The organism is Pontibacter burrus, assembly GCF_010686685.1.
Lineage (GTDB): Bacteria > Bacteroidota > Bacteroidia > Cytophagales > Hymenobacteraceae > Pontibacter > Pontibacter burrus.
In genome coordinates this window covers 132,582-146,841 of sequence record NZ_JAAGWD010000001.1, presented here as the reverse complement: position 1 = coordinate 146,841, position 14,260 = coordinate 132,582, and the positions used below count along the sequence as shown (strand labels likewise).

Annotated in this window: 12 protein-coding genes; 7 read left to right on the top strand and 5 right to left on the bottom strand. The window is 47.2% G+C overall.

Annotated elements, in window-relative coordinates:
* Positions 1–520: 520 nt before the first annotated feature.
* On the bottom strand, positions 521–1,960 hold the full coding sequence (gene asnS, locus GXP69_RS00810) for an asparagine--tRNA ligase (RefSeq protein ID WP_163911076.1): 1,440 nt from the start codon (positions 1,958–1,960) through the stop codon (positions 521–523).
* 270 nt (positions 1,961–2,230) lie between these two features.
* Here asnS and rpoN point away from each other — a divergent pair, with 270 nt between their 5' ends.
* From rpoN to GXP69_RS00790, 4 genes are all read left to right on the top strand, one after another.
* Complete coding sequence (rpoN, locus tag GXP69_RS00805) at positions 2,231–3,685, top strand: RNA polymerase factor sigma-54 (RefSeq protein ID WP_163911073.1); 1,455 nt, start codon at positions 2,231–2,233, stop codon at positions 3,683–3,685.
* Between the two features lie 128 nt (positions 3,686–3,813).
* Positions 3,814–4,434, top strand: a complete 621-nt coding sequence (locus tag GXP69_RS00800) for a hypothetical protein (protein ID WP_163911070.1) — start codon at positions 3,814–3,816, stop codon at positions 4,432–4,434.
* Between the two features lie 726 nt (positions 4,435–5,160).
* Complete coding sequence (locus GXP69_RS00795) at positions 5,161–5,943, top strand: enoyl-CoA hydratase-related protein (protein WP_163911068.1); 783 nt, start codon at positions 5,161–5,163, stop codon at positions 5,941–5,943.
* 191 nt (positions 5,944–6,134) lie between these two features.
* Positions 6,135–6,863 (top strand): TapB family protein, encoded by a 729-nt coding sequence (locus tag GXP69_RS00790; RefSeq protein WP_163911065.1) that lies wholly within the window; start codon positions 6,135–6,137, stop codon positions 6,861–6,863.
* Between the two features lie 66 nt (positions 6,864–6,929).
* On the opposite strand, the gene GXP69_RS00785 is transcribed toward GXP69_RS00790, so the two are convergent.
* Entirely contained in the window at positions 6,930–7,637 is a 708-nt protein-coding gene (locus GXP69_RS00785) for an ABC transporter ATP-binding protein (protein ID WP_163911062.1), read from the bottom strand.
* A 221-nt stretch (positions 7,638–7,858) separates the two neighbouring features.
* Between GXP69_RS00785 and GXP69_RS00780 the strand changes: the two genes are divergently transcribed.
* Both GXP69_RS00780 and GXP69_RS00775 read left to right on the top strand, forming a co-directional pair.
* Positions 7,859–8,437, top strand: coding sequence for a DUF4142 domain-containing protein (locus GXP69_RS00780; protein ID WP_163911059.1), 579 nt, complete (start codon positions 7,859–7,861; stop codon positions 8,435–8,437).
* A 97-nt stretch (positions 8,438–8,534) separates the two neighbouring features.
* Positions 8,535–9,101 (top strand): DUF4142 domain-containing protein, encoded by a 567-nt coding sequence (locus GXP69_RS00775; RefSeq protein ID WP_163911056.1) that lies wholly within the window; start codon positions 8,535–8,537, stop codon positions 9,099–9,101.
* Positions 9,102–9,192: 91 nt separating this feature from the next.
* On the opposite strand, the gene uvrA is transcribed toward GXP69_RS00775, so the two are convergent.
* On the bottom strand, positions 9,193–12,090 hold the full coding sequence (uvrA, locus tag GXP69_RS00770) for an excinuclease ABC subunit UvrA (protein WP_163911054.1): 2,898 nt from the start codon (positions 12,088–12,090) through the stop codon (positions 9,193–9,195).
* A 192-nt stretch (positions 12,091–12,282) separates the two neighbouring features.
* On the opposite strand from uvrA, the gene GXP69_RS00765 reads away from it, so the two are divergent.
* Complete coding sequence (locus GXP69_RS00765; protein ID WP_163911050.1) at positions 12,283–13,431, top strand: hypothetical protein; 1,149 nt, start codon at positions 12,283–12,285, stop codon at positions 13,429–13,431.
* Position 13,432: 1 nt separating this feature from the next.
* Here GXP69_RS00765 and GXP69_RS00760 read toward each other — a convergent pair whose 3' ends face one another.
* Positions 13,433–13,819, bottom strand: a complete 387-nt coding sequence (locus GXP69_RS00760) for a YidH family protein (protein ID WP_163911048.1) — start codon at positions 13,817–13,819, stop codon at positions 13,433–13,435.
* A gap of 9 nt (positions 13,820–13,828) precedes the next feature.
* Positions 13,829–14,248 carry a YidH family protein gene (locus GXP69_RS00755; RefSeq protein ID WP_163911045.1) on the bottom strand — a complete coding sequence of 140 codons (420 nt, stop codon included), beginning with the start codon at positions 14,246–14,248 and terminating at the stop codon, positions 13,829–13,831.
* Positions 14,249–14,260 lie beyond the last annotated feature (12 nt).

Sequence of the window (14,260 nt, the reverse complement as noted above, 5' to 3'; positions counted from 1 at the left end):
ACGGCACCAGAAATCTACAAGGCGCTCAACCCAAAGACTGAAACCACTCGATAGCTACCACTATAGTTTGTTGAATGACAATAGTTACATCGCCTTTCCGTGGTAGTATTTCGTAAGGGCAGGCTGCGCCCGCCTGTTCGTGGTCTGGAACTATAGAATGATAGAGTAACTATAGCAACAGCAGAATTCCCCTTTTGGGAGGGGTAGGGGTGGGTTAAGATACGAACTATAGAACGATATCGATAACTATAGAAAAGACAGAAAGTCCCCCTTGGAAGGGGGTAGGGGGATGATAAAACTGTAGCTCCAACTATAGCATAGGCTCAGAGCTCCCCGCCTTAGACTACCGAGAACGAGAGTTCGAGCCTAGCTCTGATGGGTCAGGAGTGGTTAGACCAACTCCAGCTATAGAGCTATAAGCCTAACTACAGCAAAACCCCAATCCTGCAAATCCTGATTCTGACAAAAACAAAAAGCCCGACCATTCCTGATCGGGCTCTATTAAACCTATAGTTTAAGCTTAAAACTCTGCGTTCTGCGGTGTTCTTGGGAAAGGAATTACGTCCCGGATGTTGCCCATACCGGTAACGAATTGCACCATACGCTCGAAGCCAAGTCCGAAACCAGCGTGCGGACAGCCACCGAAACGGCGGGTATCCAGGTACCACCACAGATCTTCTTCGTGTATGCCTACGCCTTTCATGCGCTCCACCAGAATATCGATACGTTCTTCACGCTGCGAGCCACCTACAATCTCGCCGATGCCCGGAGCCAGAATATCCATAGCCGCCACGGTTTTGCCATCATCATTCAGGCGCATATAGAAGGCTTTAATGTCTTTCGGATAATCCGTTACGATAACCGGCTTCTTGAAGTGCTTCTCTACCAGATAGCGCTCGTGCTCGCTCTGCAGGTCGATGCCCCAGCTAACTTCGTACTGGAATTTCTTCTTCTTGTAGTGGTTCGAGTTCAGCAGGATGTCGATTGCCTCTGTGTAAGTAACGCGCTCAAAGTCGTTGTTCACCACAAACTCTAGCTTCTCGAGCAAAGTCATTTCCTGACGCTCGTTCTGTGGCTTGGCTTTGTCTTCTTCTGTTAAGCGCTGGCCCAGGAACTCGATGTCCTCGCGGTTGTTCTCCAAGGCGTAACGGATGATGTATTTGATAAACTCCTCAGCCAGGTCAGCGTTCATTTTCAGATCGTAGAAAGCCATTTCTGGCTCAATCATCCAGAACTCCGCCAGGTGGCGCGTAGTGTTCGAGTTTTCAGCTCTGAAAGTAGGGCCGAAGGTATAAATATCGCTGAACGCCATAGCCGCTAGTTCACCTTCCAGTTGACCAGATACCGTCAGGTTCGTAGCCTTGCCGAAGAAATCCTCTTCATAGTTAACTTCGCCATTCTCAGTGCGCGGAGGGTTAACCGGGTCAAGCGTCGTTACGCGGAACATCTCGCCAGCACCTTCGGCATCCGACGCTGTGATGATCGGCGTGTGCATGTATACAAAGCCTTTCTCGTTAAAAAACTTGTGTACCGCAAAAGCAAGCGTGTTACGCACTCTGAACACAGCGCCAAAGGTGTTGGTACGGAAACGCAGGTGTGCGATCTCACGCAAAAACTCCAGCGAGTGTGCCTTCTTCTGCAGCGGGTATGTTTCAGGGTCAGCTTTGCCCAGTACTTCTATAGTTTTAGCCTGCACTTCAAACGCCTGGCCTTTGCCCTGCGATGCTATCAACTCACCAGAGATAGAAACAGCGGCGCCCGTCGTTACGTCCTTCAGTTGCTCTTCGCTGAAATTATTGGCATCGGCTACAACCTGGATATTATTTATAGTAGAGCCGTCGTTAACGGCAATAAAGTTCACGTACTTATTTCCGCGCTTGGTGCGCACCCAGCCTTTCAGCAGGACATCCTGGCCTGCTGCGGCGCCTGATAACAGGTCTTTAACTTTTGTGCGTTGCATGTAACGTTGCGTTTATAAAATTTAAATGTAGCCAACTATAAAGGTAGAAAGAAAGACCGGAAATGTAGTGGCCTACAAACTATAGTTTATAGTTGAAAGTCTGCAAAGGTACAGCAGAAACTATAAAAAGCGATAAACCTGGCGGCGTGGATGACTGTTACTAACAAAAAATGTGCTAAACACACGAAATTTCAACCTTTTGTTGATATTGCGAGTAAAATTATTCTAAATTTGAAATACGGGTAACCGTTACAGAACAGACTTTACACCATGCAGCGCCTCGACCTCAGACAACTTTTACAGCAGAAGCTATCGCCGCAGCAGATACAATTTATCAAGCTGTTGCAGATACCTACGGCCGAGCTCGAGATGCGCATAAAGGAAGAACTGGAAGTAAACCCGGCCCTGGAAGAAGGCAGCGACGAGCCCATGGATGACCTGTACGGCGACTCGGATGACGACTACGGCGACAGCGACGACGATTACGGCAAAGATGACGTAGACATTAACGACTATCTGAACGACGATGAGATAAGCGGCTACAAAATGCAGGGCGACCGTGGCGGCGATGACGAAGAAGACCGCGAAATGCCGATCGCGATGACGTCTACGCTAACCGATCAGTTATTGGACCAGCTCGGCTTCCTTGACCTGGACGACAAACAGCATACCATTGGCATGCAGCTGATTGGCAGTATCGACAGCGATGGCTATATTCGTCGTGAATTGAGCTCCATCTCCAACGACCTGGCTTTTTCGCAGAATGTGGATGCCTGCGAAGAAGAGATCGAAGACGTGCTGCACATGATCCAGACCTTCGACCCGGCTGGGATTGCTGCCCGCGACCTGCCCGAATGTTTGCTGCTGCAATTGCACCGCCGCGACCAGGACGAAACCACCATACTGGCCGAGCGCATTCTGGAGGACGCTTTTGATGAGTTCACCAAAAAGCATTACCAGAAAATACAGAGCAAGTTTGGAGTAACCGAAGATGCACTGAAAAAGGCTATTGACCTGATCACGAAACTGAACCCGAAACCAGGTGGTTCAGGCGCTGGCTCAACGCGCATCCAATACATCATCCCGGATTTTATCCTGACCAACAACAACAACGGCCAGCTGGAGCTGTCGCTTAACTCGCGCAACGCCCCTGACCTGCGCATCAGCCGCTCGTATGCCGATATGTTTGATGCCTATGACAAGTCGGATAAGAAGGACAAAAAGCTGAAGGAGACGGTAACCTTTGTGAAGCAGAAACTGGATGCGGCTAAGTGGTTTATAGATGCCATTCGCCAACGCCAGAATACCCTGCTGCGCACCATGGAAGCTATTATCAAATACCAGCATGATTTCTTTCTGGAAGGTGACGAAAGCTTACTGCGCCCGATGATCCTGAAAGATATTGCCGAAGAAATTGGCATGGACATCAGTACCGTAAGCCGCGTGGCAAACAGCAAAGCCGTGCAGACTGAGTTCGGTATTTACCCGCTCAAATATTTCTTCTCCGAAGGTATCGCCACCGACTCCGGCGAAGATGCCAGCAGCCGTGAGGTAAAGCATATCCTGAAAGAGATTATTGACGGCGAGAACAAGCGTAAGCCGCTGTCGGATGAGAAAATAGAGCAGATACTGAACGAGAAGGGTTACAACATAGCCCGCCGTACCGTAGCTAAATACCGCGAGCAGCTTAATATACCGGTAGCCCGCCTGCGCAAAGAACTATAACTATAGAATTATGAATGCTGAATTATAAATTGTGAATTACAGCAAAGTATAAACCCATAAGTATAGCAACACCTATAGATCTAAAGATCAATTCATCATTCATAATTCTTAATTCATAATTAATCAACGTGAACCGTTCGCTCGCGAAAGCCCTTTCTGTAGTTTTACATCCGCTGTTGCTGCCAACGTACCTGTTTGCTTTTGTGCTTTATTACCTGCCAGCGCCAACACTTTCGTTGCCGATGCAAAGCCGCTGGATCGTACTGGGCATGATCTTTTTTACCACCTTTATTATACCCGGTTTAGGAGCTTACGCCATGGTGCGCACCGGTTACCTGGATTCTATGGAGATGGAGCGCCGCGAACAACGCCGCCTGCCGTTGCTGTTCACCAGCGTGTGTTATGCCATTACCACCTACCTGCTTTACCGCGAGCCCGCTTTTGATGAGATCTTCTATTTTATTATGGGTATTATTGCCGCCTCAGTTGTGCTAACGTATGGCCTATCGCTGGTTTGGAAAGTGAGTGCTCATAGTGTGGGTATGGGCGGTGCTTTGGGACTACTGCTGATCCTGAGTAAACTGGTGCCTGATGCGCCAATGCTGCTACCTATATCGCTAGCCATAGTTTTATCCGGAGCGATTTTATCTGCAAGATTAGCCTTACACGCACATACCCCATCTGAAGTTTACACAGGATTTGGTACAGGCCTGTTACTAGCAATTACTGCAGGTATAGTTGCGCTATAGTTTGTTTGGACTGGGGTTTAATGGATCTATTGGTTTAGGTCGTTGCTATAGTTGCTTGCTATAGCTCCATAGTTGGTGCAGGTCCAACCACACCTAACCCCTCAGAGCTACGCTTGCTACCCTCGAACTCTCGTTCTCGGTAGTCTAAGGCTGGGAGTTTTCTGCTACTACTATAGTTAAGTTATAGTTCTACAGTTTCTCTTTTAACCCACCCCTACCCCTCCCAAGAGGGGACTTTCTGCCATTGCTATAGTTCACCTATAGTGCTATAGTTCCAGACCACGAGCAGGCAGGCGCAGCCTGCCCTAAGGAACTATGAGCACGAAAAAGCGACAGAACTATAGCAGCTTAATAAGCTATAGCTTAGCTATCGAGCGATCTCAGTCTTTGGGTTGAGCGCCTTGTAGATTTCTGGTGCCGTAAGGCATTGTGACGATAGGAGCAAAAGAAAGGTACACCGTGCGATGCCCGAAGACGAGGCCCCGCGGCCGTGAGCGCACCAAAGTAACTATAAAACGATAGGTAAGTAAAGCTCCCAGGGTTATAGGAAATTTAAAAGAAACTGCTTTTGTCCAGTTGCAACTACAGTCAACTATAGGACACATAAGATCCTTCGACTAGCGCTCAGGATGACAACTAACCTATAAATCAACAAGCAACAACAGCACTTTGCACTTAACCCCATATACATTACCTTTGGCTAAGAACAAAACAAACTATAGAAATATGACCTACGAGTGTTTACTATATGAGGTACAGGACGGTGTGGCAACTATAACACTAAACCGACCAGATGTATTTAACGCCTTTAACGACCAGCAAAGCTACGACCTGCAGGATGCCCTGAAACAGGTAGCCCGCGATAACAACGTGCGTGTGGTAGTGCTTACTGGTGCTGGAAAAGCCTTTTGCTCAGGTCAGGATTTAAAAGCCATAGCCAGTGCCAGCAAACGTGATTTGTCGGAGTCGCTGGAGAAGCGTTATAACCCGATTATACGTGCCATGCGCAATTTGCCGAAGCCAATCATCTGCAAACTGAATGGCGTAGCGGCCGGTGCAGGTTGCTCGTTAGCGCTGGCGTGTGATTTGGTAGTAGCATCTACAGCAGCCAGCATGATAGAGGTGTTTGTTAATGTCGGGCTGGTACTGGATTCGGGTTCGTCGTTCTTTTTACCACGCGTGGTGGGTTCTTTAAAAGCGTTTGAGTTAAGTACACTGGGTTCAAAAGTATCATCAGAAGAAGCATTGCAACTGGGCATGGTTAACAAAGTAGTAGCCCCGGAAGAGCTGGATGCAGCTGTGGCAGAACTTGCTGCCCGTTATGCAGTAGCGCCAACTAAAGCCATCGGCCTGATGAAAAAGATGCTGAACAAGTCGTTTAACTCGTCGCTGGATGAGATGCTGGATTATGAAGCGTACTGCCAGAAAATTGCCGGCAATTCTGCAGACTATAAAGAAGGTGTAACGGCCTTTAATGAAAAGCGCAGACCGCAGTTTAAAGGAGAGTAACTATAAACTATAGTTTTGCCCATACCAAGCCGGAACCAACGTTCCGGCTTTTTCTTTTACTGCCTATTCTTGTATGTTCACACCTTTAATCAGTACATATACTTTGTAAAGTCTTTATGCCTGGATATCAGGTATAAAGAACGTTATATTTGTACTTTCCTGTTATTTGTTTTACTTATAAGTATAGTGCTATGAAGAAAAGAAACCTGCTTTACTTGTTTGCTATAGTCATGTTAACCTGGGTGTCAGGACCTCCGAAGGCTGCAGCACAGGACTGCGCAGGATATTACCTGCTAACCAATGATGCAGAGTATGAGCTCTTGAACTACGACCGTAAAGACAAACTCACAGGCAGAGTACAATATAAGGTAACCTCCATCAACAGCAGTCCGGCTAAAACAGAGGCCACCATACATAGCAAGATTTTTGATGAAAAAGGCAAGCTGACCACCGAAGGCAATTACACGGTAAGCTGCCAGGATGGTAGTATGTTAATTGACATGCGCTCTATGATAAACCCCGATATGCTGGCTGCTTATAAGAACATGGAGGTAAAGATGCAGGGCGACCAGATGGATTATCCATCGGGGCTGGCAGCAGGGCAGAAACTAAAAGACGGCTCCCTAACCATTGATGTGCTGGATAAAGACAGCGGGCAGCAGATGTCGTCTATGGTAATGAATATAACCGGGCGTACCGTTGGCGATCAGGAAAGTATAAATGTGCCAGCCGGGGCTTATAATGCTTTTAAAATAAACCAGGATATGGAAATGCGTACCAAAGCTATGGGCATGAACATGCCTGCTACACGCATCCAGACTATAGAATATTTTGTGCCGGGTGTGGGCATCGTACGGTCAGAGAGTTACCGGAATGGCAAACTCCTTTCGTATAGTGTGCTAAACAAGATGGTAAAGTAGGTAAGCATCAGCTATAAAAAAGAAGCCTGCTATCTGTAAAAACGGGCTTCTTTTTTATAGTTAAATTTAGAAGGCGTATCCTATCGAAAACTTAAGCTGTGCGAGCGGGGTAGCTGCCAGGTAAGAGCTCTCGTCTTTTATCAGTTCATAGCCAATAATGTGTTCAGGCAGCAATTCTTCGGCAGTGGTAGCTTTGGCATACTTTACGCGGCCGCCAAGCGAACCGGCTACTTCCAGTGTAAAGTGGTTACCCAGCAAAAACTGCCCGCCAATTCGGTAGCTCAAATCAAGAGAATTCTGGTATAAGCGGCCTACATACCTGAAATTAGGAGAAGAAGGATCCTGCTCCGGCAAATCAAAAACGTTTTTCTCAAATACCAGGAAACGGTAACCGAACACTGGTCCGTGGAAGAAGCCAAACGGCGCACTTTTGGTTTTAGAAGTATAATGTCGCTGGCTCATATGGATGCCTACGCCCTTTACATTTTTTGCCTCAAAGTCCTGCCAATCATCCGTTTCGCCTTTCAGATAGCTTTTATAAATATAGCCGATACCATACTCATTGGAAATACGCTCTGTCCGCAGCTTCTCCATTGATACATAGACTTCGCCTAGCTGCAGCGGGTGTATTTTAATGATACGGTCATGGTCTTTATCCATTTCCCGTATGTCGGTGGCATCCGGGTCCTGCTGCTGCGCTTGTACGGCACCGGCACCTAAGAAGAACAAGGCCAGTAGCCCCGCCTTCGTCCATGAAGTAATTCTTGTTCTCATAAAAGGTTTATAACGAAATATTTAAATGCTTTTACTAAAAATCCAAGGTGCCGGCAGAGGGCGTTATATGCAGAAGGAGATGCCTTTACCCAATTAATACAAAAGAAATACACCAGCAAAAGGTTCCGAACTATAGTATTATAAACCACAACTATAGCGTACACAGGGCGTATATTAAATACTTTATAGAAAAATAAAAAAATATAACATTATACACAACTATGAAAAAAATCACATCAACAGGTTTAATAGCCTTAGCACTATTATTTGGCTTTAGCTGTAATCAGAAAAAAGAGCCAGTTGAAGAAGCCCAGGAAGCAAACGAGCGGGCTTTTGAAGATACTCCACAGGAAGAAACTAAGGATGACCTTTCAGAATTTATGACTAAAGCAGCCAGCGGAGGCATGATGGAAGTAGAACTGGGTAAACTGGCGCAGCAAAAAGGACAGCATGCCGATGTGAAAAACTTTGGACAAATGATGGTAACTGACCATACCAAAGCAAACGATGAGCTGAAAGCATTGGCCGCTGCCAAAGGTATTATGTTGCCCGATAGCATGGGAAGCGATCACATGGATCATGTAAGAAATTTGCGTGATAAAACTGGTGCTGATTTCGACAAAGCCTACATGAACCTGATGGTAGATGATCATAAAGATGACATAGATGAATTTGAAGAGGCAGCCCGTGACCTGCATGATGCTGACGCAAAAGCCTTCGCCAGCAAAACTTTGCCTGTATTACAGAAGCACCACGAGCGCGCCAAACAAATAAAAGACATGCTGGATAAACAGAAATAACAGTACCTACGCAGGTTTACAGTAACTTGTAAAACATATGAAAGCATCTGTAAGTAACTATACTTAACAGATGCTTTCTGTTTATAACCCTATAACTATGAAACGATATTTATCTACTGTATTGCTGGTGGCATTAACGGTTGGCATGCTGGCCAGCTGTAACTCTAATGATAGCATAAAGGCTGCCGCAGAACAAAGCATAGCCCAGTTCGAAAAAGCCGGTCAGAAAAACATGGAAAACGACGCCTTGTTTGTAGCAGATGCCGCCAGTGCCAACATGCTGCAACTGCAACTAAGCCAGGAGGCTATAGCGCGTGGTGTAAGTCCCGAGGTAAAAGCCATAGCACAGGAGATGGAGGATGTACATGAACAGATGCTGACCGAACTGCAGGAACTGGGCGCTAATGCCAATTTTGTGCTCCCCCAAACCTTAGGCAATGCCCACAAAGATGTGCTGGAAGAAGTTTCGTCTAAAGAAGGTATTGCTTTTGACCTGGCTTACATTCGCGAAATCCGTTACCTGCACGATAAGCTTCTGGACAGTTATGAAGACATGGCTGAACATGGCGTATCGATGGAAGTGAAGCAATATGCCTCAAAACAGCTGCCACTCATCAGGCAGCACCTGGAGCACGCCGAGGCCCTGGAGAAAAAGATAAAATAAAAACAAAAGCCGCAACTATAAACTATAGCTGCGGCTTTATAATTTTCAAGCCCTTATTCGTGACCCGCGAGTGTGAGCTAACTATAGTTTCTTACTCCTGGCCATTTTCGCGGTAATGGCTGTTTTTCAGTTCATCCCTCAGGAAACGCGCAGTATAACCTTTCTTTACTTTAGCCACTTCTTCGGGTGTGCCTTGGGCAACTATAGTTCCGCCACCTTCGCCACCTTCCGGCCCGATATCAATTATCCAGTCGGCAACTTTTATCAGGTCCAGGTTGTGTTCAATGATAAGCACTGTATTGCCTTTATCGGTTAGCTTGTGCAGTACTTCGGTCAGGTGCTCAATGTCCTGGAAGTGCAGGCCTGTAGTTGGCTCATCCAGGATATACAGCGTTTGGCCGGTATCTTTTTTAGAGAGTTCTGTAGCCAGTTTCACGCGCTGCGCCTCACCACCCGATAAGGTAGTTGCCTGCTGGCCTAATGTAATATAACCCAACCCAACTTCGTTCAGCGTTTGTATCTTTCGAAGGATGCGCGGCTGGCTTTCGAAAAACTCAACGGCTTGCTCCACGGTCATATCCAGCACATCGGTAATGCTTTTGCCTTTAAAGCGCACTTCCAGGGTTTCGCGGTTGTAGCGTTTGCCTTTGCATACTTCGCATGGCACGTACACATCCGGCAGGAAATTCATTTCAATGGTTCGCATACCCGCACCTTCACAAGCTTCGCAGCGGCCACCTTTTACGTTAAACGAGAAACGCCCCGGCGTATACCCCCTGATCTTAGCTTCGGGCAGCTGTGCAAACAAGCTACGGATATCGGTAAACACGCCTGTATACGTAGCCGGGTTAGAGCGTGGCGTACGGCCAATCGGCGACTGGTCCACCTCAATTACTTTATCTACTTTATCCAAGCCTTCAATTGTTTTATAAGGCAACGGCTCACGCTTCGCTCTAAAGAAGTGCGTGTTCAGGATCGGGTACAGCGTATCGTGTATCAGCGATGATTTGCCTGAGCCTGAAACACCTGTTACACAGATCATCTTACCTAATGGTAGCTCTAGCGTCACGTTTTTCAGGTTGTTGCCGGTAGCACCTTTCAATACAAGCTTTTCGCCATTGCCTGGCCGCTTTACGCGGGGCACTTCTATACCACGACGGTTGCTTAGGAAATCAGCTGTTTTTGTACCGGCCTTCATCATTTCTTCCGGAGTGCCGGCTGTAACCACTTGTCCGCCATGTATGCCTGCTCCCGGACCAATATCCACTACATAGTCGGAGTGCAGGATCATGTCTTTGTCGTGCTCCACAACTATAATCGTGTTGCCCAGGTCGCGCAGGTCTTTCAGTGCGTTTATCAGGCGCTCGTTATCGCGCTGGTGTAGCCCTATACTTGGCTCATCCATAATATAGAGCACCCCTACCAGCTGCGTACCTATTTGTGTTGCCAACCTGATACGCTGACTCTCGCCACCAGATAAGGTTTTAACCGGGCGGTGCAGGCTCAGGTAATCCAGGCCAACATCCAGCAAAAAGCCAATGCGCTTACGGATCTCTTTCAGCAGTTCGCGGGCAATTACATTCTGGCGCTCGCTCAGGCGGTCTTCCAGCCCCTCGAACCAGGCAGCCAGTTTATTTATGTCTAAAACCGATAGTTCACCAATATTATTACCGGCCAGCTTAAAGTGCAGCGATTCCTTTTTTAATCGGTAACCGTTACACTCGGGGCAGGTGGTGTTCTGTGCAAAATCTTCTACCCAGCTGCGTATGTTGTCAGAATCAGACTCCATCTGGTTTTTCAGGAAGTTGATGATTCCCTCAAACTCTACCACATAGTTGCCTTTCTTGGTATTCACTTCCAGGTCCTCATCCAAACCGTACATCAGTACCTTTACCACATCAGCAGGCAGGTCTTTTATCGGGGTAGATACCGAAACCTTAAAGTGCTTGAACAGTGCTTCGATCTGCTTAAATATCCAGATATCGCGGTACTCGCCCAGCGGCGCAATACCACCACGGCGTATGCTCAGGTCTCTGTCCGGTATAACCGACTCTTCGGTGATCTCCTGTATCTCGCCCAGGCCATTACAAACCGGGCAGGCGCCGTAAGGGGAGTTGAACGAGAAGGAGTTCGGAGCCGGGTCGTCGTAGGCAATACCGGTGGCCGGGTCCATGAGGTGACGTGAGAAGAAGTGCGTCTTGTCTGCATCCACATCCAGTATCAGCGTAGTTCCTTTGCCATGTGTCAGGGCATTCTGTATAGAGCTCGACAAACGGAAACGGTCTTCTTCCTTCACCACAATCTTATCGATCACGATCTCAATGTCGTGAATTTTGTAGCGGTCTACCTGCATTTTTGGTGTGATCTCCAGCAGCTCGCCATCTACGCGGGCGCGTATAAAGCCCATCTTACGGATCTGCTGGAACAACTCGCGGTAGTGCCCTTTACGGCCCTTTACAACCGGGGCGAGCACAACTATACGCTTGCCATCAAAGTTTTCCAGGATATGGTTCACGATCTGGTCGTCGCTCTGGCGCACCATTTTCTCGCCGGTTACATAACTATAAGCTTCGGCCGTACGTGCCCATAATAGGCGCATAAAGTCGTAGATTTCGGTGATGGTGCCTACTGTAGAGCGTGGGTTGCGGCTGGTGGTTTTCTGTTCGATAGAAATTACCGGCGACAGGCCCTCGATCTTATCAACGTTCGGGCGCTCCAGGCCACCCATAAACGAGCGGGCGTAGGCAGAGAACGTTTCCATGTAGCGGCGCTGCCCTTCGGCATAAATGGTATCAAAAGCCAGCGACGATTTGCCTGACCCGGATATGCCTGTAAAAACTACCAGCTTGTAGCGCGGTAGTTTAATGGATATGTTCTTAAGGTTGTGTTCGCGGGCGCCGTAAACTTCAATATGCTGCGCTTCGCCGTTTTGCGGGAAGGCTGCGGTTTCGGTGCCAGTATCGGTAGTCTGCTTTTGTTCTAAAGCCATGCAGGATGCGTTGATTTTAAATAGCAAAGGTATAAAATAAATCAGCGTGCTGCCGTTGCAGTACGCTAACCTATCTTAACATAAAACAAGCACAATTGGTTTAGCTGAATTCACTTTGTTTCAGATGGATAGAATTATATAGTTTGAGCCGGCGCCTGTGCACGAAATATAGAAAAACAGGTAGATTTGCAGATGGCCTACCTGAAAGCATTTAATCGTAGTAGTGCAGCTTACCTTTTATATGCGGGGCTAGCTGCATTCTGGGTTTTAGTGCAGTTTCTGCTCTATAGCAAACACGGAATTAAGGTGGTTTTTGATAGTAAACGCTACCTTGCGCAAGCCGGCATGTTTGCAACAGGAGACTATAGTTCTTTAAAGATAAGCTACATTGTATATACGACGCTTCTTGCTCTCTCAAATTGGCTAGGGGGCCTGGGCTGGATCGTATTGCTGCAAACTATAGTTTCGGGTCTGGCGATGGTAGCTATGTATAAGGCGGCTTGCAAGTTAACAGGTAGTGAGCTGGTAGCTGCCCTAACTACTTTTCTGCTCATCCTGTGGCCCGATTTTCAGTTCTGGAACCTGTACATCCACACCGAATCGTTGTTTGTGAGCGTAACCTGCCTTGTTTTCTGGCGACTGGTAACAGCAAACAAAAAAAGTCATTATCTGCATTTATCGCTGTTGTTGCTGGTAGTGCTGTTTCTGCGGCCAAATGGTTTTATGGTAGCCGTAGCAGTATTCGTTTACTGGGGCATTGGTTTTTGCAAGCAAAGAGAATATAACCTCTGGAAGGCAGCTACTTTATTGTTGAGCTTAGCATCTATAGTTGTACTTATAGTGGCGCATCTTTTTCTGCAGGATATATCCAGCGATCACTCTTTTACAAAATTCCTGGTGTCGGGAGAGGTTATTCAGGGATATGAGCCGCTTCGCTTAGAGGGCATAACTATAGCACAACCACAAGGGTCGCCGCTGCAGCAAACTGTAGCTATAGTTCTGAGTGAGCCCTGGTTCTTTTTAAAGCAATCTCTTTTGCGACTCTTATACTACTGGGGACAGGTACGGCCGTATTATTCGCTCTGGCATAACGTAGCTATAGTTGCGCTCATTTATCCGCTTTATTTGCTGGGCATAAAAGCCTTATTAGCCAGAATGGTAGAGGCAAGAGTTACTGGCTTTATCGTTTTTCTGATGCTTCAGCTTTCCGCTATGGTAGTTGTAAGCGCTGTAGACTGGGATAATCGCTTTTTTTTGCCTTTGCTGCCATTTGTTTTTCTGCTAGGGGCAATAGGGATAAAAGAGCTGCTCACTAAAAGAGCGAAGCAGGTAAAGCTATAGTTTAATCGACATTGCCATATCCGGATGCTTCTTTTTCGTGGATCTTGGCGTGATGGTGGCTGGTTTGCACAAATTCTTTCTGTTGTTTTCTGATGAGGCGCTGTTTCTTGAAGTACCGGTAAAAACTATAGATGATCAGGCTGCCACCTAAAGCCAGCAGCAAAAAGCCGATTATGCCCATATATTTGTGCTGTGATAATTTGATGGCTGCTATACCACCGGCCAGCAGGGCAATGGCAGTTCGGAGGTAAGCCATTAGGGTGCGCTCATTGGCAAATATGGTACGTTGCACCGCCATCTGGTCCCGGATCTCAATATTCTTTTTCTCCTGCGCTTTCAGCTTCTTCTTCAGGCGCTTTATTTCTTCCTGTTCTGGGTCTGGTAGCATAGCAACAACTTATAGTTGGGGTGAGGTGGTAGTTGAGGTCGTATCAGTGCCGGGTTCGTCTTTTTCCTGTTTGGTTACTTCAGCCAGTATGGGGCTGGTGGGGGCGTATAAGGTTGTATTTTGTGCTATTTCCAGCTTTTGCTTACTATAGCGCCTGTAGCCAAAATAGGCAACAACCACACCCATCGGTATAGATATCAGCCCTACACCAATGTAAAACAGGTCATCAAACAGTTTAATAAACGTGAGGCCGGCCAGAATCATGGCTGTGGCGGTGCGCATATAAGCCAGAAGCGTACGTTCGTTTGCCATTCTTGTGCGCTGCATAGCCAGGCTGTCGCGTACTTCCAGGTTCAGTTTGTCCTGTACCTTTAGCTCCTTTTTAAGTTTTTTACGCTCATTGCGGCTAAGTATACTTCTCCAGTTCATACAGGAGGTATA